This is a genomic window from Testudinibacter sp. P17/SS/0325 (genome assembly GCF_053570765.1).
In genome coordinates, this window is the sequence record NZ_CM131635.1 from 1,886,478 (window position 1) to 1,907,128 (window position 20,651).

Sequence of the window (20,651 nt, forward strand, 5' to 3'; positions counted from 1 at the left end):
AGTTATTGGATAGAGTGTTTATCGGCTGGTTGAGACGGTTTTTCCACATCGGCTTTTTTCTGAATTAATTTTTGGTTGAGTAAGCGTTTGCGTTGGGCATATCCGGCGATCGTGATGGAGAGTAACAGCGTCGCTCCGTTAAATAACGGTTCAACCCAGAAGGCGCCACCGAATTGTTGGATTCCTGAGATTCCGATAGCCAGAATTGCGATTCCGACCACGGTGCCCCACACATTGACACGCCCGGGACGAATGGTGGTGCTGCCTAAAAATGCGCCGACCAACGCCGGTAAAAGATAATCCATGCCGACACTGGCTTGACCGACGCCTTGTTGCGCGGCGATCAATACCCCGGTGAAACCGGTTAATGTGCTGGAGGCGATAAAGGCGACAATGGTGTATTTTTTGATTGAGATCCCGTTTAAACGGGCGGCGGCCGGGTTTCCTCCCACGGCATACATACAACGGCCCACTGCGGTATGTTCGGTGATGAGCCAAAGTACAATGGCAACAATCAACATATAGAGCGCGGAAATAGGAATGCCGAACAGCTCGAAACTGTTCAACTCATAAAACGCCTCGGGCAGATCGCCGACGATTTGGCGACCGCCGGAATGCCACAACGCAACCGCGTACAGCACGGTTCCAGAACCGAGGGTGGCAACAAAGCTGTCAATGTCGGCAAGTGCCACTAAAATACCGTTTAATAATCCATAAAGTGCGGCGATAATCAGGACGGTGATGACCGCCATTTGCCAAGAGAAACCAAATTGCACCTGCAAACTGATGGCTAAAATATGCCAAAGCACAATCCCGAAACCGACGTTTAAGTCGATTTTGCCGACAATCATGGTAATTGTGGCGGCAAGGGCAAGCAGGGCGATTTTCGATTTGGTTTCTAAAATCGCATTCAGCGTTAACATTGAGGCAAAGGTCGGTGTGGCGAGTGAAAAAATAATGACCAACAAAATACATAACCATAATAACCCGTAACGGGTTGCTTGCTGCGAAAACCACGCCGTGAAACCGTCTTGACGTAAGGAGACCGCTTGCTCAAGAGCGGTTGATTTAACTGAAGTTTGCGCCATAATAAATATCCTTATATCGCTGAATGAACGGAAGATGATGAAAAAGAGGTTGGCGTTGCAGAAGAAAGCTGCAATAAATTCGAAAAGGTAATGTCTTCATTGAGCAGTTCACCGACCACGCTGCCGCGGTTGAAAACGATTGCACGGTTACAAAGGTGTGCGATCTCTTCGAAATCGGTAGAAATCACAATCACCGCAACCCCTTGTGCCAAGGCTTTATTGAGCACGTCATAAATTTCGGCGCGGGCGCCGACATCGACACCGGCGGTCGGATCCTCCAGAATCAAGATTGGCGTATTGAGATGCAGCCAACGCGCCATCACAATTTTTTGTTGGTTGCCGCCGGATAATGCGCTGACTTCAATAAACATATTTTTCGGTCGGATATCAAACTGTTGGAATTTAAACCAACTTTGTTTTAACTCTTCCGCCCGATCGTACCAGCGAAGTGCGGTTTTTTGGGTAATAATGGGATTAATAAATAAATTTTCGGTTGTCGTCATCGACATCACCAAACTTTCATGGGGGCGATCCCCCGCTACCAAGGAAATACCATGTTGAATAGCGTCTTTTGGCGAGTGCGGCGTATAGTTTTGGTTAAGCAATCGAATATTGCCTTGTTCCAAGTCGCGTAATCCGAATAATAACCGTCCGATCTCTTCTTGTCCGGCACCGCGTAAACCGGCAAGCGCGATCATTTCGCCTTTATGCAACGCGAAGGAAACCGGTCCGGTGTCACCGACAGTCACATCCGTGAGTTTGAGCACTTCTTCACTATGCAGCGGTAACGGCATACGCTGATGGTGGCGCGTTTCTTCGCCGACGATCACTTTCACCAATTCTTTTACCGAATAGTTTCGGGTTGCCCCTTCAGCCACCGGAAAACCGTCACGCATAACATAAATACGGTCGGAAATCTCGATGACTTCATCTAAGCGGTGGGTGACGTAAATCATGCCAACCCCTTTTTCTTTCAGGGTTTGTAATACCGAAAACAGATGTTTTACGTCACTGGCGGGCAGAGACGCGGTCGGTTCGTCTAAAATCAGAATTTTGGCATTCACCGCAATTGCCCGGGCAATTGCCAGTAAGGCTTTTTCTGTGCGCGACAGATCAAAAACACGTGTGTCCGGATCGAGCCGAATCCCGACGGATTTCAGCGCTTGTTCCGCCTGTGACCGCACTTTGCGCCAATTCACCATGTTAAAGCGTTTTGGAAACCCCATCACGAAAGCCATATTTTCGGCGACCGTCATCCATTCGATTAATCCGAGATCTTGGTGGATGAAGGAGATAGGTTGTTGGGTATCGGTTTTGAGGGAGAGGGCGGAATGAATCGGCTTGCCTTCAAAGAGGATCTTCCCGTTATCATAGGGATAAATACCGGCTAATATTTTAATCAGTGTTGATTTTCCCGCGCCGTTTTCACCGAGCAAGGCAACGATTTCCCCGGGATAAATATCAAGACTGACATCGTTGACGGCAATATTACCGCCAAAACGCTTGATGATATGCTGCATACTGAGAATGGGATTTTTAGGAGAGTTGTCAGGCATAAAAGTTCCTTTTTAGAAAATAAATAGGAAAAACCGGTCTATGTCTTGTTCGATATTTTTCACATTATGAAATAATATTTTGATATTTGAAATTGTAAAATTTCTGTTTTGTGAGCACGGTCAAGCTTATATAAATTGACATCGCCGGTGTGATCTTACCGAATGGAATTTGTTTAATGCGTAATAAGTTGATTATGCGGAAAAAATTCCGCATTCGGATCAAATTTGTCGAGTCGAGCCAAGCTCAAGAGAGATCGTATTGGCGGTATGTTTGAGAGAAGTTAGCAGCGTATTTTTGCCCAATTGATTTAATCGTGCGGTTGAAAGTGAAATCGAAACCGAATAAATCACTTTGCCGTGGACATCAAAAATCGGGCAGGCGATACAGCTGACGCCCAATTCGTTTTCTTCCGCATCCATGGCATAGCCGTGTTGGCGGATTTGTGCCAGTTCTTGTTCCATGCCTTGCAAAGTAGTGATGGTGTTGCAGGTTAACTGTTGAATGTTTTTTTGGTTGCTGCGCCAATAACGCGGCAGATAGTCGGCTTGATCATATGCCATAAAGATTTTTCCCATGGCAGAGCAATAAAGTTGCAGGTGTTGCCCGATATAAGAACGGGTGCGCATCATGCCGCTGGTCGGTTCTAATTTGTAGATCATAATGGCGTGTCCGTTTTCACGCATTGAAAAATTGACCGTTTCTTCGGTGTCCAGATTCAGTTGCTCTAAAAACGGAGAGGCGATATTGATAATATTCATGGAGGCGAGTGTTTTTTGCCCGATAGCCAAACATTTCGTGGTCAAGCGGTAGGTTCCCATGGTATTGGTCGGTTTGACATATCCGCAGGCTTGCAGACTTTGCAGCATTCGGTGCGTGGTGCTTTTATTCAATCCTGAGATTTCGGATAGCTTCGCTAAAGGGCAGCCGTTGGGGAAATTACTCAAGATTTCGAGCAATGACAGTCCTCGAATCAAACTTTGATTGCTGCCGCCTCTTTTTTCTTCTTTTTCAGTATTCTTAATCATATTGTTAGCCTTTATTGGTGTGTAACGCCATTATTCCCCTTTATGCTTGCGTAACGCAATGCCTTATCTTTTGAAAATGAGATAAGGATCACAATATTGGGAATTATTTTTAACATATTGATTTATAAATAAATTTATTTGGAATTAAATTTGCTTAATTTTTTAAAATAATACAATATGTGAAATATCATTTCACAATATGAAATTTAAATGGCAAAGAGGTTTAACATGCGAGTAAGTTATAACGACTTAAAACAAGAATTCAAACGTGTCCTGTTGGCGCGCGGAGTGGTTGAAGAAACGGCGGAGTCGTGCGCGGCATTGTTTGCCGATACCACGCAAGCGGGGGCGTATTCTCACGGGGTAAACCGTTTCCCGCGCTTTATCCAACAACTGGAAAATGGCGATATCGATCCGACGGCAGTGCCGAGCAAGGTGTTGTCATTGGGCGCAATTGAACAATGGGACGCCCACCAAGCAATCGGTAACCTCACCGCAAAAGACATGATGGATCGCGCAATGGTATTGGCGGATCAGCACGGGATTGGGGTGGTCGCATTGAAAAACGCCAATCACTGGATGCGCGGCGGCGGCTACGGCTGGCAAGCGGCGGAAAAAGGCTATATCGGCATTTGTTGGACCAATGCATTGGCGGTGATGCCGCCGTGGGGCGCGAAAGAGTGTCGTATCGGAACGAATCCGTTGATTATCGCCATTCCAAGCAACCCGATCACCATGGTGGATATGTCTTGCTCGATGTATTCCTACGGCATGTTGGAAGTCAATCGTCTTGCGGGTCGCCAAACCTTTGTTGATGCCGGCTTTGATGATGACGGCAATTTGACCAAAGATCCGGCGACAGTCGAGAAAAACCGCCGCCTATTGCCAATGGGCTATTGGAAAGGCTCCGGTTTATCGATTGTGTTGGATATGATCGCCACCTTATTGTCGAACGGGTTGTCGGTTGCGGAAGTCACCGAAGAAAAAGATGATGAATACTGTGTTTCTCAGGTGTTTATTGCGATTGAAATTGATCGTTTGATCGACGGCAAAACCAAAGATGAAAAACTGCAACGGATTATGGATTATGTCAAAACGGCGGAACGTGCCGATCCGAATGTGGAAGTGCGCTTGCCGGGACATGAGTTCACCACCATTCTGGCGGATAACCAAGCCAACGGCATTCCGGTTGACGATACGGTTTGGGCTAAATTGAAATCATTGTAGTCATGAGGTAACAGCATGTTTTTCGGTCATCTTTCTAATTTTGAGGCAAAACACTATCCAAGTGCGGTACAAACCGCACTTGAATACCTCAAAAATACCGATTTCAACCGACTGGCGGCAGGGCGCTATCCGATCAAAGGCGATCTGATCTATGCACAAGTGCTGGATTTGGAAACACAACCAAAATCGACGATCCTGCCTGAAGTTCACCGCAATTATCTTGATGTGCAATATCTGCATGCCGGTTATGAACGGATCGGCGTGGCGATCGATTTGGGCAATAACCCGATTGCAAAAGCTTATGATCCGGCACGCGATATTTTATTTTACCAAAGCGTTGCCGATGAATCCGAACTGATCATGCGCCCGGGCAATTTTGCCGTATTTTTTCCAAGCGATGTGCACCGTCCGGCGTGTCTTGACGGCGAAAGCGGCAAGATCCGTAAAGTCGTGGTGAAAATTGCGGTCGGTGAACTGTAACAACATGAGATTTGGGGGTTCGCATGAATCGAATTATTTCTTATACCAGTAAGGTGTTGGAAGTTTTAGTGGTGTCAATGTTGGCGGTCATGGCGTGCATGGTCTTTACCAACGTTGTTTTAAGATATGCGGGTAATACCAGTATCACCATTGCCGAAGAATTATCGCGTTATCTGTTTGTTTGGGTCACGTTTTTGGGGGCGATTTTGATGTTTAAAGAAAACGGGCATGTGAGAGTGACGGTTCTGCCCGACAAACTCTCTCCGTTAAAACGAAAGATTTTGTCTCTTTTTACCGACGGCGTCATGTTGTATTGCTGCTATCTGATTTTTATCGGCAGTTATGCGCAAATGGAATTGAACATGAGCAATTATGCGCCGATTTCCGGCATTCCGACCGGGGTAAACTTTTTGGCGAGTGTGATTATGAGTGCACTGATTGGCGTCTTGTTGCTGGTTCGTTTGGCAAGCACGGCAATCCAGCTTAAACAAGGAGAATTATCATGACGATTGTTATTTTTCTCGGTGTTTTGTTAGGCTCGATTGCATTGGGTATTCCGGTCGCGTTCTCTTTGATTGTTTGTGCCGTTGCCTTGATGTTCCATTTGGATCTGTTTGACGCGCAAATTTTGGCGCAGAATTTGGTGAGTGGCGCCGATAGTTTTTCATTACTGGCAATTCCGTTCTTTATTCTTGCCGGTGAAATTATGAATGTCGGCGGTTTATCAAAACGGATCATTGATTTGCCGATGAAACTGGTCGGGCATAAACGCGGCGGCTTGGGCTTTGTGGCGATTATCGCGGCGATGATTATGGCGAGTTTGTCCGGTTCGGCGGTGGCGGATACCGCAGCGGTTGCCGCAATGTTAATCCCAATGATGAAAACCACCGGCTATCCGGTCGAGCGTTCCGCCGGTTTAATCGGCGCGGCGGGGATTATCGCACCGATTATTCCCCCGTCAATTCCGTTTATTATCTTCGGGGTCGCCAGTGGCGTTTCCATCACCAAACTGTTTATGGCTGGGATTTTCCCCGGAATTCTGATGGGGGTTTGTTTAGCCGCATTATGGGCTTGGCAGTCAAAACGGTTGAATTTGATGACTTTTTCTAAAGCGACCAAGCAAGAATTGTGCATTTCGTTTAAAAACAGCGTGTGGGCATTATTGCTGCCGGTCATCATCATCGGCGGATTCCGCTTAGGCATTTTTACCCCGACTGAAGCCGGGGCAGTGGCGGCATTTTATGCGCTTTTAGTGTCGATGTTTATTTACCGTGAGTTAAAAATCACACAATTGTACGGCGTGTTATTGGCGGCGGGAAAAACCACCGCGGTGGTAATGTTACTGGTGGCGGCGGCGCAAGTGTCGGGCTGGCTGATCACGGTTGCCGAGTTGCCACAGATGATCACCGAGCTGTTAGAGCCGTTAATCGACTCGCCGACTTTGTTGCTGATTGTGATTATGATGGCGGTGTTCGTCATCGGTATGGTGATGGATTTGACCCCGACCGTGCTGATTTTAACCCCGGTATTAATGCCGTTGGTGGAAGAAGCGGGAATTGATCCGGTCTATTTTGGGGTGTTGTTCATTTTAAATACCTCAATCGGGTTGATTACGCCGCCGATTGGCAACGTATTGAATGTGATCACCGGCGTTTCCAAACTGCCGTTTGATCAAGCCGCAAAAGGTATTCTGCCGTACTTATTCATGTTACTGGCATTACTCTTTGTCTTTATTTTCTTCCCGGCATTAATTTTAACCCCGTTAAGTTGGTTACAACCTTAACGCTTACTTTCACTTTTAGGAGAACAATATGAAAAAATTAACCGCACTTTTAACCGGTTTGACGCTGGTTGCCGCGACTATGACAGCGCAAGCTGCGACCTCATTACGTTTTGGCTATGAAGCGCCGCGTAGCGATACGCAACATGCCGCGGCGAAAAAATTTGATGAGTTACTAAAAGAAAAAACCAAAGGCGAACTGAAATTATCGCTGTTCCCGGACAGCACCTTAGGCAATGCGCAAACCATGATCAGCGCTGTGCGCGGCGGAACAATCGATATCGAAATGTCCGGTTCGCCGAATTTCAGCGGCTTGGTTTCCAACTTGAATGTGATCGACATTCCGTTTATTTTCCGTGACAAAGCGCACGCCTACCGTGTGTTGGACGGCGAAATCGGACAAGGCTTATTGAAAGAGTTGGAAGAAAAAGATCTGAAAGGCTTGGCATTCTGGGAAGTCGGCTTCCGTTCGATCACCAACTCGAAACACCCGGTTAATACGCCTGATGATGTCAAAGGCTTAAAAATCCGGACTAACCAAAATCCGATGTACGTTGAAGCGTTTAAATTGTTAGGTGCTAATCCGGTGCCAATGCCGTTGTCCGAGCTTTATACCGCACTTGAAACCCGTGCGGTTGACGCGCAAGAGCACCCGATCGGTATCGTGTGGTCAACCAAACTGTACGAAGTACAAAAACATTTGAGTTTGACCAATCATGGTTACACGCCGCTATTGGTAGTGATGAACAAGAAGAAATTCGACGCGTTCTCACCGGAAGTGCAGCAAGCGATCTTAGCGGCGGCGAAAGAAGCCGGGGCTTATCAGCGGGAGTTGAATGCCGCCAACGAAGCGGATATTCTGGATAAATTCCGTAAAGCCGGTATGGAAATTGTTGAGCATGTGGATACCAAACCGTTCCGTGATATTGTAGAACAGCCGGTTCGTCAATATTTCATTGAACGCAATGGCGACACCTTGATCAAACAAGTTGACGCCTTAGCGGAATAATCTGTTTATCGGCAGGTTATGTTTCGACATAGCCTGCTTTTTATACAGTGGGTTATTATTTGGAAATAATTTGATGATTCAAACAATAATCTATTGAATATTAGTCTATTAAATATTTAAGCAGTAAGGGAAAAATATGGATTTTTGGTTGGGAATCGATTGCGGCGGCACGTTTATCAAAGCGGCGATTTATGATAGCAAAGGCAAAGAATACGGCAATTTTCGCCAGAATTTAACCATTATCAATGCGAAACCGGGCTGGGCGGAGCGTGATCTGACCGCACTTTGGGCAGCTTGTGCCGAGGTGATTGCCGGGGCGGTTCAAGCGGCGAATATTGCGGCGGAAGCGATTAAAGGCGTGGGCATATCCGCGCAAGGCAAAGGATTATATTTATTAGACAAACAAAAACAACCGCTAGGCTACGGCATTATTTCTGCCGATCAACGTGCATTAGAGATTGTGAAACAGTGGCAGGCGGACGGGATTCCGCAAACCTTATATCCTTTAACCCGACAAACTTTGTGGACAGGACATCCGGTCTCGATTTTGCGTTGGTTAAAAGAACATGAGCCTGAGCGTTACGCACAAATCGGCAGCGTGTTGATGACGCACGATTATTTGCGTTTCTGCCTGACCGGCGAAATTGCCTGCGAAGAAACCAATATTTCCGAATCCAATTTATATAATATGCAGACAGGGGAGTATGATCCGCACTTAGCCGAGTTGTTGGGCATTGAAGAAATGATGTCGGCATTGCCACCGATAATCGGTTCATCGCAAATTGCCGGTTATATTACCGAACAAGCGGCAAAACAGACGGGCTTAAAAGCCGGCACGGCGGTGGTCGGCGGGCTGTTTGATGTGGTGTCAACCGCACTTTGCGCCGGTTTGGACGATGAAAGCAAACTGAATGCGGTGCTCGGCACTTGGTCTGTGGTGAGCGGCATTACCGATCATATTGATGATTCGCAAGCATTGCCTTTTGTTTATGGACGGCATGCGCAACAAGGCGAGTTTATTGTACATGAAGCCAGCCCGACGTCGGCGGCGAATTTGGAATGGTTTACCAAGCAGTGGAATATCAATGATTACAATGCCATTAACCAAGCGGTCGCCGCCTTGCCAAAAGCGCAAAGCAGCGTGCTGTTCGTGCCGTTTTTGTATGGTTCGAATGCCGGTTTAGGCATGCAAGCCGGGTTTTACGGGCTGCAATCGCTGCATACGCAAGATCACTTATGGCAAGCGATTTATGAAGGGGTTATTTTCAGTTTGGCATACCATTTGGAACGAATGCTACAGCGTTTTCCCAACACCTCCATCATCCGAGTAACCGGCGGTCCGGCGCGTTCGCCGGTCTGGATGCAAATGCTGGCGGATTTAACCGGCTTGCCGATTGAAATTCCACAAATTGAAGAGACCGGCTGTTTGGGGGCGGCATTGATGGCGATGGTCGGTAATCAGGTCTTTAGCGACAGCAAGCAAGCGCAACACGTTGTCAGCGCGCAAATGAAACGGATTGAACCTGATCCGACAGTCTATGATAAATATCAAAATAAATATAAAAAATATAAATTATTGCTTGAAAGTCTGCAGCATTTTAATAATCATTGTTATGATTGAATTTGATATTTTATGATTTATTTTGATTTTCACAGTAAAAGAGGTAATGAATGAGAAAACATAAATTGGGTATCTATGAAAAAGCCTTGCCCAAAAATTTAAGTTGGCAGGATCGCTTGTCGATTGCCAAAAGCTGCGGGTTTGATTTTGTTGAGATTTCAATTGATGAAAGCGATGAGCGGCTGGCACGTTTGGATTGGAGCAAAGCGGAGCGTCTGGAGATTGTACAAGCCATCTTAGAAACCGGCATTACCATTCCGTCGATGTGCTTATCCGGACACCGCCGTTTCCCGTTTGGCAGCCACGATGAAAAAGTGCGGTCCGAAGCCTATGCGATAATGGAAAAAGCGATTCAACTGGCGAGTGATATCGGCATTCGCACCATTCAGTTGGCGGGCTATGATGTGTATTACGAAGAGCAAGACGAGGGCACGTTACAACGTTTTAGCGAAGGCATGCAGTGGGCGGTAGAGAAAGCGGCGAGCGCGCAAGTGATGTTGGCGGTCGAAATTATGGACACGCCGTTTATGAATTCGATCAGCAAATGGAAACAATGGGATCAACTGTTAGCCTCACCTTGGTTCACGGTTTATCCGGACGTCGGCAATCTGTCCGCTTGGGGCAATGATGTCACGAAAGAGCTGGAGTTGGGCATTGATCGTATCGCCGCAATTCACTTAAAAGACACTTACGCCGTAACCGACACCTGCAAGGGGCAGTTCCGTGATGTGCCGTTCGGCGAAGGTTGCGTGGATTTTGTCAAGGTGTTCGAAACCTTGCGACGTTTGAATTATCGCGGCGCTTTCCTCATTGAAATGTGGACGGAAAAATCGGACGAGCCGATTATGGAAATTATCAACGCACGCCGCTGGATTGAAACTAAAATGAAAGAAGGGAATTTCGTATGTTAAAAAAATTGAAACAACAGGTTTTTGAAGCGAATTTGGATTTGCCGAAATATGGACTGGTGACATTTACTTGGGGCAATGTCAGCGGTATTGATCGGGAAAAAGGCTTGGTGGTCATCAAACCGTCCGGTGTCGAATATGATGTGATGACGGCGGACGATATGGTGGTGGTTGATCTGCATAGCGGGGAAGTGGTTGAAGGCAGGAAAAAACCGTCTTCCGATACCCCGACCCATTTGGAATTATACCGTCAATTCCCGGACATCGGCGGGATTGTGCATACCCATTCCCGCCATGCGACCACTTGGGCGCAGGCAGGGCATGATTTGGCGGCATTAGGCACGACTCATGCGGACTATTTTTACGGTTCCATTCCTTGCACCCGTTTGATGACCGACGAAGAGATTCAAGGGGAATATGAGCTGGAAACGGGGAAAGTGATTGTCGAGACGTTTGCGACCCGTGGTATCAAAGCCAAAGATATTCCGGCGGTGTTGGTTCATTCGCACGGGCCTTTTGCTTGGGGCGGCGATCCGCACAATGCGGTGCACAATGCCGTGGTGCTGGAAGAAATTGCCTATATGAATCTGTTTACTTATCAGCTGAACCCAACTGCGGAGAGTATGCAGCAAACCTTGTTGGATAAGCATTACCTGCGTAAACACGGCAAAAATGCTTATTACGGGCAGTAAGAATCATGCATTGATAATTCACATCTAACCATGACCGCACTTTGTTTTGAAGCAAGTGCGGTTATTTTTTATGCGCTATCAATTGAATTTATAATTTACGGCTTATATAATGGTTTGTGCATATAAAGGGGAAAGAGGCTAGATGGGGAGTGTGAATAAGTGGAAGGTGCTCGTCACAGAGCGTTTTGATATTTGGTTGAGTGAGCAAGATGAAAGTACAAGAGAATCGGTGTTATCCGCATTGAATAACTTGCGGACTTATGGACATAAATTATCGCGTCCCTACGCGGATACCTTGAAAGAATCACGATATTCCAATATGAAAGAATTGCGAATTCAGCATCAAGGTAAACCACTACGCGCATTTTTTGCATTTGATCCACTTCGTCAGGCGATCGTATTATGTGCAGGCGATAAAAGTAACGACAAACGTTTTTATGAAAAAATGATCCGTATCGCAGATGATGAATTTGCAGCATATTTAATGACTTTGGAGAAATAAATGAGCAAATTAACGACATTAGATGAATTGATTGCGAGACAATCTCCTGAATCACAAAAACGCATTCAGGAAATGACAGAGGAACTGGTTCTTGAAACTGGACTGGCAATGTTGCGTGAAGAGCTTCAACTGTCACAGAAAGTGCTGGCTGATAATTTAGGGATTTCTCAACCTGCAATCACGCAAATTGAGCAACGTGGCAATGAATTAAAATTATCAACTTTGAAACGCTATATTGAAACGATGGGAGGGAAATTGAGCCTTGCGGTCGAAATGCCGACAGGGAATAGCCATATTTTCCGCATTTGAGTTTTTCATTCAATAAATCAATAAGGTGGACTATGATAGCCCACCTGACTTTTTGTCGATATTATAGGAAAGAGCGGTACGGTAGTTCCGGCTCGTCAGTAAAAATATCATCAAAACCGCGCCAGTGTTGGAAGTACATTTTGGCTTTATCGGTCGGGAAGGTATATTTGCCGCCGACTTGCCAGAAGAACGGCGCGAATTGATAGCCCAAACGATCCTTTTTCATCTTCCATAACACTTCGATTTCACGCGGATCGCTTTGGAAATTTGACCAAATATCGTGGTGAATCGGAATCACTACTTGGGTATTCAAACATTCGGCGGCACGCAAAATATCGGAGGAAGTCATTTTATCGGTTACGCCGCGCGGGTTTTCACCGTAAGACATTAACGCCACATCAATTTTATAGTCGTTGCCGTGTTTGGCGTAATAGTTAGAATAGTGGGAGTCGCCGGAGTGATATAAGTTGCCGCCGTCGGTTTCAAACAAGTAGTTCACGGCGCGTTCGTCCATGCTGTCGAGAATGCTTTTATCTGTTGACGAGACGCCTTGCGGCAGGGTGACAAGTGCGGTTCGGTCAAAGGCGTCCAACACCCGCACTTTGACATCGCCGACCTCAATCACATCGCCGACTTTAGCGGTGATACAGCGCTCTGCAGGCACGCCCCATTTTGTCCACAAATCGACACAGGCTTTAGGGCCGATAAATTTCACTTTGTCGCTGCAATTTTGCAACACCGCGGCGGCTACATTCGGATCGATGTGATCGGCGTGATCATGGGTTGCCATCACCGCATCAATTTCTTTGATCGCAAACGGATCCAACACGAAAACCGAGGTGCGCAAGTTCGGCTGCAAATTACGCACGCCGCCCATCCGCATCATTTGGTGTTGCTTATTCATGAAGGGATTTTTGCCGCTGCGTTTGCCGGTGCCGCACCAGAAATCGACGGAAATATTGGTATTGCCGGCGGTTTTCAACCAAATTCCGGTACAGCCCAACCACCACATGGCAAATGTGCCTTTTTGCACTTGCTCCTGTTCGATTTGCTCGTTCAACCACGTTCCCCATTCGGGAAAGGTGCTTAAAATCCATGATTCGCGAGTGATTTCATTAACTTTGCTCATAATAGTTACCTTTTTTTAGATTAACGAACTGTTGATATGACTCGCTATCACGGAATTGATTACACCAAAATCACTTCAACGCCTTTATTGCGCAGCGCCGAAATAATCGCTGGATCGGCATCTTTGCCGGTAATAACGATGTCCAAATTTTCTGCCGGGGAGAACAATGTGCCTATTCGCTGTCCGACTTTCGAGCTATCGACTAAAGCCACCACCTTATTGACATGGTTCAGCATTTTTTGCTCGACCATGGCGGAAAGCAAATCGACTTTAAATAGCCCTTCTTCACTCAAACCGCTGCCACTGGTGAACATATAATGCCCCGCATAGTAGGTGTCGGCTTTTTGATCCGTAGTTAAAAACAGATTTCTCTCTTTGTAATATTGACCGCCCAGCACGACCAAATTTTCATGTTGTTGTTCGATCAAATAATTTAACAGCGGAAAATAGTTTGTTATCACTTGTACGGATTTTCCGCAGATTTCTTGTCCCAACATAAATGCGGTTGAACCGCAATTAATCACAATACTGTCGCCGTTTTTGCAAATTTTTGCCGCCTGTTTTGCAATGCGCGCTTTTTCGTCATAATTCGCAGTTTCATAAATAGTCAACGGCGACCAGTTATTATTTTTATTCTCTTCACACGGGTATGCCCCATTACGGACTTTTTTCAGTTTTCCCTGTGTATCTAATTTGGTGATGTCACGTCGAGCGGTCGCCGGTGAAATGCCAAAGGTGTTCACAATTTCGGTAACTGTGATTGAACCTTGCTGTTGCAACAGCTCTAATAATGCATTTTGTCTTTTTAATTCCGTCATAAAAACCTCACAATGATTATGTGTGATTTTTTATTAATATAACAAATCACACATATGATTATCAATGATTTTTTAATCAAAACAACTCAAATATTGATTATTTATTAGTATCAAATTGATTTATAAATTAAAAATAAATTTGAACTTAACTTGCATGTGTTTTTAAATGTGTTAAGGACTAAAAAAATTTAGATCTAGCTCACATAAAATCAAAAATGATCTTCATTTAATCATAATAAATGACCTATTATGTGTTCCGAAATCGTATATATGACCAAAGTGCGGTATTTATCGATTTAAACACAAAAATATTATCATTTTTGCTCACAATCCTATCACCTCTATGGAGTGAATTATGGAAACACTATATAACATATTTTACATATTCTATAGCCAAGTTATGACAAAAGCCCCATTATTGTTGGGTTTGGTAACGTGTATCGGCTATATTCTTTTGCGTAAAGATACGACGACGGTATTAAAAGGCACCATCAAAACCATTGTTGGTTTCATGTTGGTGCAAGTCGGTGCTTCTACTTTGGTTAGCGGTTTCAAACCGGTGATTGAAAAATTATCCGAGTATCATCATTTGACCGGCTCGGTGATTGATCCTTATACCAGTATGATGGCGACCATGGAAACCATGGGCGATGATTACTCTTGGGTCGGTTATGCGGTGTTATTGGCATTGGCGCTGAATATTTTGTTGGTGGTATTCCGCCGTTTTACCGGCATTCGCACCATTATGCTCACCGGGCACATCATGTTCCAACAGGCGGGGTTGGTTGCCGTATTCTATTTGGTGATTGGTGCCTCAATGTGGGAAACCATTATTTATACGGCGATTTTGATGGCGCTTTATTGGAGTATCTCATCGAATATCATGTATAAAGCCACACAAGCCGTGACCGGCGGCGCCGGCTTTTCTATCGGACACCAACAGCAATTCGCCTCGTGGATTGCGACCAAAATCGCCCCGAAATTGGGCGATAAAAATGATTCGGTGGATAATTTGAAATTGCCGAAATGGCTGCATATCTTCCATGACAGCATTTCTGCCACCGCGATTGTGATGACCGTATTCTTCGGCATTATTTTGCTTTCGTTTGGCTTGGATAATCTACAGGCAATGGCGGGTAAGACCCACTGGACGATTTATATTTTGGAAACCGGGTTGAAATTTGCCGTGGCAATCCAAGTGATCGTTGCCGGGGTGCGCATGTTCGTTGCCGAGCTTTCCGAAGCGTTCAAAGGGGTTTCCGAACGGATTATTCCGAATGCGGTGTTGGCAATTGATTGTGCCGCGATTTATGCTTATTCCCCGAATGCGATGGTATTCGGCTTTATGTGGGGCGCAATCGGTCAGTTTGTGGCGGTAATCGGTTTGTTGATGTTCAGCTCGCCGATCATGATTATTCCGGGCTTTATTCCAATGTTCTTCTCGAATGCGACCATCGGGGTATTTGCCAACCATTTCGGCGGTTGGAAGTCGGTGATGAAAATCTGTTTCGTGATGGGGATCATCGAAGTCTTGGGGTCGGCATGGGCGATTCAAATTTTTGCCGATAACGGCACCGCTTTTAACGGCTGGATGGGCATGGCGGACTGGGCATTGGTATTCCCGCCGATCTTACAAGGGTTGAATAGCATTCCTTTGTTCTTCTTTGCGATTATCGCTGCTGCCATGGTCTATATGGCATATGCGTCCAAAAAATTGCGTGCCGATGAAGCCGCTGCCGCTGCCGCGGGCAAAACGCTGGATCAAATGGACGGTTACGGTGTGGATGAATCCATTATGGAAGATGAGGATGAAAGTGCGGTTGACGACAGGTTGAGTGAAATCAAACCGGTGCGGGTGTTGGCAGTGTGCGGCAACGGGCAAGGTTCCTCCATGATGATGAAAATGAAAATCGGCGCTTATCTGGATAAAAAAGGCATTCCGAATATTATGGATTCCTGCGCGATTTCCGATTATAAATCCAAGTTAAGCAGCACCGACATTATCGTTTCCTCGAAACATTTGGCGGGTGAAATGCAAGTATCGGAAGGCAAGTTTATCCTTGGAGTGCAAAATATGCTGAATCCGAATTCGTTTGGCGATGAATTGATTGCCATTATCCAGCAACATTTCGGCAAAAACTAATGAGAATCCGATTCCGGTAGTGGCTTTCACTACCGGAAGCCTGAAGGGAGAGTAAGAGATGAATTTAAAACAGTCACTGATTGAGAATAATTCGATCAAATTGAACCAACACGCGGGTAATTGGCGGGAAGCGATAAAAATCGGCACCGATATGCTGGTGGCTTCCGGTGCGGTTGAGCCGCGTTATTATGACGCAATCGTACAGAGTATCAATGAATTAGGTCCTTATATCATTCTTGCGCCGGGTTTGGCAATGCCGCACGCAAGACCAGAGGACGGCGTGAATAAAACGGCATTTGCGTTGGTGACTTTGGCGGAACCGATCGTGTTTGAAGGCGAAGAAACACCGGTGGATATATTGATTACCTTAGCCGGCAGCACGTCGGATCAGCATATGCAAGGCTTGATGGAAATCACCCAAGTGCTTGATGACGAAGAAAGCGAAACAGGCGTTGACTTGGCGAAAATAAAAGCTTGTAATAGCAAAGAAGATATTTACCGCGTGATTGACGACGCACTGAATAAAGCTTAACTGATTATTTTATGATTGAAAAAGAGAGGATATATGACTAAACCATTACTGCAAATCGCATTAGATTCGTTAAATTTAGAAACCGCACTTGAAACCGCGGAAAATGTGGCAAGTTATGTCGATATTATCGAAATCGGCACGATTTTGGCGTTTGCCGAAGGAATGCCGGCAGTGAGTGCCTTGAGAAAAGCACATCCGAAGCATATTTTGGTTTGTGATATGAAAACCACCGACGGCGGTGCGATTTTAGCCAAAATGGCGTTCGAAGCCGGTGCGGACTGGATTACGGTATCTGCCGCCGCGCACATCGCCACCATCGGCGCCTGTAAAAAAGTCGCCGACGAATTTGGACGTGAAATCCAAATCGAATTATACGGTAACTGGACCTTGGAAGACGCGCAAAGCTGGGTCGATTTAGGTATCAACCAAGCGATTTACCACCGTTCGCGCGACGCAGAGTTGGCAGGCGTGGGCTGGACGGAAGCCGATTTGGTGAAAATGAAACAGTTATCCGATTTAGGTCTGCAACTGTCGATTACCGGCGGTATCGTAGCGGAAGATGTACACCTGTTTGCGCCGATCCAAAATGCCAAAGCCTTTATTGCCGGACGTGCCTTGGTCGGTGAAAAAGGCAAAGCCACCGCCGAAGCAATTCGTGCCGAAATTGAAAAATATTGGTGATTCGCATTTACACTGAAGACGTTACAGATTAAGCCCGTGTCGGTCAAACCGAGCGGGCTTTTGCTTTGCTGAAGGGGAAGGTCAATACTCGGTCTTATCTTTAAACTCACACAAATCTTCGATAATACAGGCGCCGCAGCGCGGTTTTCTGGCGACGCAGGTGTAGCGCCCGAGCAGGATAAGCCAGTGATGAACGTCGACTTTAAATTCGTCCGGCACGACTTTGAGCAGTTTTTCTTCCACTTTGACCACGTCTTTGCCGGGGGCGAAGTTGGTGCGGTTGGAAACGCGGAAAATATGGGTATCGACCGCAATCGTCGGCCAGCCGAAAGCGGTGTTCAGCACCACGTTGGCGGTTTTGCGCCCGACGCCGGGCAGGGCTTCCAACGCTTCGCGTGATTCCGGCACATCGCCGTGGTGTTTATCCAACAGTAAACGACAGGTTTTAATCACGTTTTCCGCTTTGCTGTTATATAAACCGATGGTTTTGATGTATTCCTTCAAACCGTCCACGCCCAGATCCCAAATCGCTTGCGGTGTGTTGGCGACGGGGAACAGTTTATCGGTGGCTTTGTTGACGCCTTTATCGGTGGCTTGCGCCGATAAAATGACGGCGATCAACAACTCAAACGGCGAGCTGAAATTCAGCTCGGTGGTCGGCTTCGGATCGGCGTCACGCAGGCGGGTGAGAATTTCAATTCGTTTTTGCTTATTCATACCGCACTTTATGCCTTTTTATGATCAATGATATTTTTGACGGCCAATATCAGCCCCAAACCGATAAACGCGCCCGGTGGCAAAATTGCCAGTAAAAAGCTGGTGTCGACATGCAGAATTTCAATCCGTAGTGATGTTGCCCACGGACCGAACAGTTGATCCAAGCCGTCAAACAGCGTGCCGTTGCCGAGTATTTCACGCATTGCACCCAAAATAAATAGACTGAGAGTCATGCCTAAACCCATTGAAAACCCGTCGAATAATGACGGTAATACGCCGTTTTTGGAAGCAAAGGCTTCGGCGCGTCCGATGACGATACAGTTGGTGACGATCAGCGGAATAAAAATCCCCAAAGATAAATACAGATCATACACAAACGCGTTCATCAGCAGTTGCACCGCGGTGACGGTGGCGGCAATAATCATCACGTAAATCGGAATGCGGATTTCGTGCGGAATTGCGCTGCGGAAGAGCGACACAATCGAGTTGGTGCAGATCAACACCAACATGGTCGCCAGCCCTAAACCAAGGGCGTAGGTGACGCTGTTGGATACCGCTAACAGCGGGCACAAGCCTAATAACTGGACTAAAGTCGAGTTATTGTCCCATAAGCCTTGACGAAAAATACCGCGCCAATCGTTTGCCGCGGTTTGAGGCGCGGTGTCAATTTCCATAATGTCGATTGTACCGACTTGCTCTGATATTAGGCGTTCCGACATATTTTCCTCACTTATCGACATGCTTCAAATTGGCTTGGCGGATGATGCTGAAAATCGCTGACTACCGCACTTGCCGCGGCTTTAATCGCGTTAATCACCGCTCTTGGCGTAATGGTTGCGCCGGTGAATTGATCGAACCGACCACCGTCTTTTTTCACCGCCCATTCGTTCTGATTTTCAAGGCTGAACAGTTGCTGATTAAAACCGTAGATCCAATCGGATTTGCTGGTTTCCAATTTATCGCCCAAGCCCGGTGTTTCTTTGTGTGCCAGTGTCCGCACGCCTAATACTTTGCCGTCGGGGGTGATCCCAACCAGGATATCAATTCTACCGGAATAGCCCTGATTGGTGGTGGCTTTAATTGCATAAGCGGTGGTTTGCCCCTGTTTTTGCGCAATGTAAATCTGTTGCAATTGCGGATAACGGTCGGCGTCGGGCACAACACAATGTTGTAATAAATTATTATCGAAATAATCCGCCGGAATCACCTGTGCCAGTTGCTGCCGCTGTTGGTTCAATGCGGCGTTATCGATCCGCTGTTTGGTCAGCAAAAAAACGCCAATCGAAAGTGCGGTACAGAGCAGGGCAACCAATGCCAAAATCAGGGCGGAGCGAAAGGTGGTTTTAATCATCGTCTAACCTTATTTTTTAACCGGATAACCGTATACGCGCGGGCGGGTGTAGTGGTCGATCAGCGGCACGCAAATGTTTGCCAATAAAATCGAGAATGCCACCGCGTCAGGATAGTTGCCGTAGTTGCGAATGACATAAATCAGTAAGCCGACCAATGCGCCGAAAATCAGTTTGCCGCGTGGCGTAATTGAGGCGGTGACCGGATCGGTCGCAATAAAGAACGCACAAAACATGGTGGCGCCGCTGAATAATTGCCACAACGGATTCGGCAATGCTTGCTCGGAAAACAGCCAGTCGGCGCAACTCAACAAGGCAAGGCTCAGCAATAGCGCGAACGGAATTTGCCAGTGGATGATTTTTTTCCACAATAACAACAGCCCGCCAAGTAAAAACGCCAGATTCAGCTGCCACCAACCGTTGCCGAGTGAGCCAAGTGCGGTTTGGCTGAAAATCGGCGATTGGCTGACATCAAGCCAACTTTTTTGCGCCAGTAAACCGCTGCGCAACGAATCTAACGGGGTCGCTTGGCTAATGCCGTCGATGGTGGCGGTGAGCTGAACCAGCGAGTAACCGTCACTGCTGATGCCGCTAAAAATCAAGGCAACGGTGTCGTTCCAAGTCGGCGGTTCGTTTAGCAGGGCGATCGGCGGCATCCAGCTGGTCATTTGCAACGGGAAGGAGATTAACAACACCACATAACCGACCATTGCCGGATTAAACGGATTTTGCCCTAAGCCGCCGTACACATGTTTGCCTAAAATCACGGCGCAAAAAGTGCCGATTAAAATGATCCAATAAGGCGCATAGGGCGGAATCGCGACCGCTAAAATCAGCGCGGTGAGAATGACACTAAAGTCGGAAACATAAAATAACAGCGGTTTACGGCGCAAATAAGTGACGAACAACTCAAGCAGATAGGCGAAACCGACCGCCAGTCCGATTTGGATAAATACGCCGAAGCCGAAATAAAAGATCTGCACCGCAATTGCCGGCAGCATTGCCACAATCACCCACAACATAAAACGCGCGGTTAAGTTGCTGGAATGGGTATGCGGGGAACTGACTATTTTAAACATCTCTC

At 46.6% G+C, this 20,651-nt stretch carries 22 protein-coding genes; 13 read left to right on the forward strand and 9 right to left on the reverse strand.

What is annotated here, in order from left to right; all coding sequences use genetic code 11:
- Nucleotides 1-2 precede the first annotated feature (2 nt).
- The 3 genes from ACWA50_RS08935 to ACWA50_RS08945 all read right to left on the reverse strand — a co-directional run bounded on the left by ACWA50_RS08935 (nucleotide 3) and on the right by ACWA50_RS08945 (nucleotide 3,670).
- Nucleotides 3-1,088, reverse strand: a complete 1,086-nt coding sequence (locus tag ACWA50_RS08935) for an ABC transporter permease (RefSeq protein WP_431051738.1) — start codon at nucleotides 1,086-1,088, stop codon at nucleotides 3-5.
- Nucleotides 1,089-1,099: 11 nt separating this feature from the next.
- Nucleotides 1,100-2,644, reverse strand: coding sequence for a sugar ABC transporter ATP-binding protein (locus tag ACWA50_RS08940; RefSeq protein WP_431051740.1), 1,545 nt, complete (start codon nucleotides 2,642-2,644; stop codon nucleotides 1,100-1,102).
- A 219-nt stretch (nucleotides 2,645-2,863) separates the two neighbouring features.
- Nucleotides 2,864-3,670 carry an IclR family transcriptional regulator gene (locus ACWA50_RS08945; protein ID WP_431051742.1) on the reverse strand — a complete coding sequence of 269 codons (807 nt, stop codon included), beginning with the start codon at nucleotides 3,668-3,670 and terminating at the stop codon, nucleotides 2,864-2,866.
- A gap of 228 nt (nucleotides 3,671-3,898) precedes the next feature.
- Here ACWA50_RS08945 and yiaK point away from each other — a divergent pair, with 228 nt between their 5' ends.
- The 10 genes from yiaK (at nucleotide 3,899) to ACWA50_RS08995 (ending at nucleotide 12,198) form a co-directional block, all read left to right on the forward strand.
- The gene (gene yiaK / locus ACWA50_RS08950; protein WP_431051744.1) at nucleotides 3,899-4,897 is read left to right on the forward strand and encodes a 3-dehydro-L-gulonate 2-dehydrogenase; all 999 of its coding nucleotides are present in this window, start codon (nucleotides 3,899-3,901) and stop codon (nucleotides 4,895-4,897) included.
- A gap of 15 nt (nucleotides 4,898-4,912) precedes the next feature.
- Nucleotides 4,913-5,377 (forward strand): YhcH/YjgK/YiaL family protein, encoded by a 465-nt coding sequence (locus tag ACWA50_RS08955; RefSeq protein ID WP_431051746.1) that lies wholly within the window; start codon nucleotides 4,913-4,915, stop codon nucleotides 5,375-5,377.
- A gap of 23 nt (nucleotides 5,378-5,400) precedes the next feature.
- Nucleotides 5,401-5,883 (forward strand): TRAP transporter small permease subunit, encoded by a 483-nt coding sequence (locus ACWA50_RS08960; protein ID WP_431051748.1) that lies wholly within the window; start codon nucleotides 5,401-5,403, stop codon nucleotides 5,881-5,883.
- Complete coding sequence (locus ACWA50_RS08965) at nucleotides 5,880-7,160, forward strand: TRAP transporter large permease subunit (protein ID WP_431051750.1); 1,281 nt, start codon at nucleotides 5,880-5,882, stop codon at nucleotides 7,158-7,160. Before ACWA50_RS08960 ends, ACWA50_RS08965 begins: the two co-directional genes overlap by 4 nt.
- 28 nt (nucleotides 7,161-7,188) lie before the next feature.
- Nucleotides 7,189-8,166, forward strand: coding sequence for a TRAP transporter substrate-binding protein (locus ACWA50_RS08970; protein ID WP_431051752.1), 978 nt, complete (start codon nucleotides 7,189-7,191; stop codon nucleotides 8,164-8,166).
- Between the two features lie 136 nt (nucleotides 8,167-8,302).
- Complete coding sequence (locus ACWA50_RS08975; protein ID WP_431051754.1) at nucleotides 8,303-9,787, forward strand: FGGY-family carbohydrate kinase; 1,485 nt, start codon at nucleotides 8,303-8,305, stop codon at nucleotides 9,785-9,787.
- Between the two features lie 50 nt (nucleotides 9,788-9,837).
- Nucleotides 9,838-10,698 carry an L-ribulose-5-phosphate 3-epimerase gene (locus ACWA50_RS08980; RefSeq protein ID WP_431051756.1) on the forward strand — a complete coding sequence of 287 codons (861 nt, stop codon included), beginning with the start codon at nucleotides 9,838-9,840 and terminating at the stop codon, nucleotides 10,696-10,698.
- On the forward strand, nucleotides 10,692-11,387 hold the full coding sequence (araD, locus tag ACWA50_RS08985) for an L-ribulose-5-phosphate 4-epimerase (RefSeq protein ID WP_431051758.1): 696 nt from the start codon (nucleotides 10,692-10,694) through the stop codon (nucleotides 11,385-11,387). Before ACWA50_RS08980 ends, araD begins: the two co-directional genes overlap by 7 nt.
- A 142-nt stretch (nucleotides 11,388-11,529) precedes the next feature.
- The gene (locus ACWA50_RS08990; RefSeq protein WP_431051760.1) at nucleotides 11,530-11,889 is read left to right on the forward strand and encodes a type II toxin-antitoxin system RelE/ParE family toxin; all 360 of its coding nucleotides are present in this window, start codon (nucleotides 11,530-11,532) and stop codon (nucleotides 11,887-11,889) included.
- Nucleotides 11,890-12,198: a helix-turn-helix domain-containing protein gene (locus ACWA50_RS08995; protein WP_431051762.1), complete on the forward strand. Its 309-nt coding sequence runs from the start codon at nucleotides 11,890-11,892 to the stop codon at nucleotides 12,196-12,198.
- A gap of 61 nt (nucleotides 12,199-12,259) precedes the next feature.
- Here the strand turns inward: ACWA50_RS08995 and ulaG are convergent, their stop codons facing one another.
- Both ulaG and ulaR read right to left on the reverse strand, forming a co-directional pair.
- Nucleotides 12,260-13,327 (reverse strand): L-ascorbate 6-phosphate lactonase, encoded by a 1,068-nt coding sequence (gene ulaG, locus ACWA50_RS09000; protein WP_431051764.1) that lies wholly within the window; start codon nucleotides 13,325-13,327, stop codon nucleotides 12,260-12,262.
- 59 nt (nucleotides 13,328-13,386) lie between these two features.
- Nucleotides 13,387-14,145 (reverse strand): HTH-type transcriptional regulator UlaR, encoded by a 759-nt coding sequence (ulaR, locus tag ACWA50_RS09005; protein ID WP_431051766.1) that lies wholly within the window; start codon nucleotides 14,143-14,145, stop codon nucleotides 13,387-13,389.
- A 355-nt stretch (nucleotides 14,146-14,500) separates the two neighbouring features.
- On the opposite strand from ulaR, the gene ACWA50_RS09010 reads away from it, so the two are divergent.
- Genes ACWA50_RS09010 through ACWA50_RS09020 form a run of 3 tightly spaced genes read left to right on the forward strand, consistent with a single transcriptional unit; the run spans nucleotide 14,501 to nucleotide 17,501 of the window.
- Nucleotides 14,501-16,288: a PTS ascorbate-specific subunit IIBC gene (locus tag ACWA50_RS09010; protein ID WP_431051768.1), complete on the forward strand. Its 1,788-nt coding sequence runs from the start codon at nucleotides 14,501-14,503 to the stop codon at nucleotides 16,286-16,288.
- 58 nt (nucleotides 16,289-16,346) lie between these two features.
- Nucleotides 16,347-16,820, forward strand: coding sequence for a PTS sugar transporter subunit IIA (locus ACWA50_RS09015; protein ID WP_431051770.1), 474 nt, complete (start codon nucleotides 16,347-16,349; stop codon nucleotides 16,818-16,820).
- 33 nt (nucleotides 16,821-16,853) lie between these two features.
- The gene (locus tag ACWA50_RS09020) at nucleotides 16,854-17,501 is read left to right on the forward strand and encodes a 3-keto-L-gulonate-6-phosphate decarboxylase UlaD (RefSeq protein ID WP_431051772.1); all 648 of its coding nucleotides are present in this window, start codon (nucleotides 16,854-16,856) and stop codon (nucleotides 17,499-17,501) included.
- Nucleotides 17,502-17,582: 81 nt separating this feature from the next.
- Here ACWA50_RS09020 and nth read toward each other — a convergent pair whose 3' ends face one another.
- From nth to rsxD, 4 genes are read right to left on the reverse strand one after another with little or no spacing between them, the layout of a single operon-like run.
- A complete protein-coding gene (nth, locus tag ACWA50_RS09025) occupies nucleotides 17,583-18,218 on the reverse strand; it encodes an endonuclease III (RefSeq protein WP_431051774.1) in 636 nt (211 codons plus the stop codon).
- An 8-nt stretch (nucleotides 18,219-18,226) separates the two neighbouring features.
- Entirely contained in the window at nucleotides 18,227-18,892 is a 666-nt protein-coding gene (locus ACWA50_RS09030; RefSeq protein WP_431054327.1) for an electron transport complex subunit E, read from the reverse strand.
- A gap of 56 nt (nucleotides 18,893-18,948) precedes the next feature.
- Nucleotides 18,949-19,569, reverse strand: coding sequence for an electron transport complex subunit RsxG (gene rsxG / locus ACWA50_RS09035; RefSeq protein WP_431051776.1), 621 nt, complete (start codon nucleotides 19,567-19,569; stop codon nucleotides 18,949-18,951).
- A 9-nt stretch (nucleotides 19,570-19,578) separates the two neighbouring features.
- Nucleotides 19,579-20,646 carry an electron transport complex subunit RsxD gene (rsxD, locus tag ACWA50_RS09040; protein ID WP_431051778.1) on the reverse strand — a complete coding sequence of 356 codons (1,068 nt, stop codon included), beginning with the start codon at nucleotides 20,644-20,646 and terminating at the stop codon, nucleotides 19,579-19,581.
- Nucleotides 20,647-20,651 lie beyond the last annotated feature (5 nt).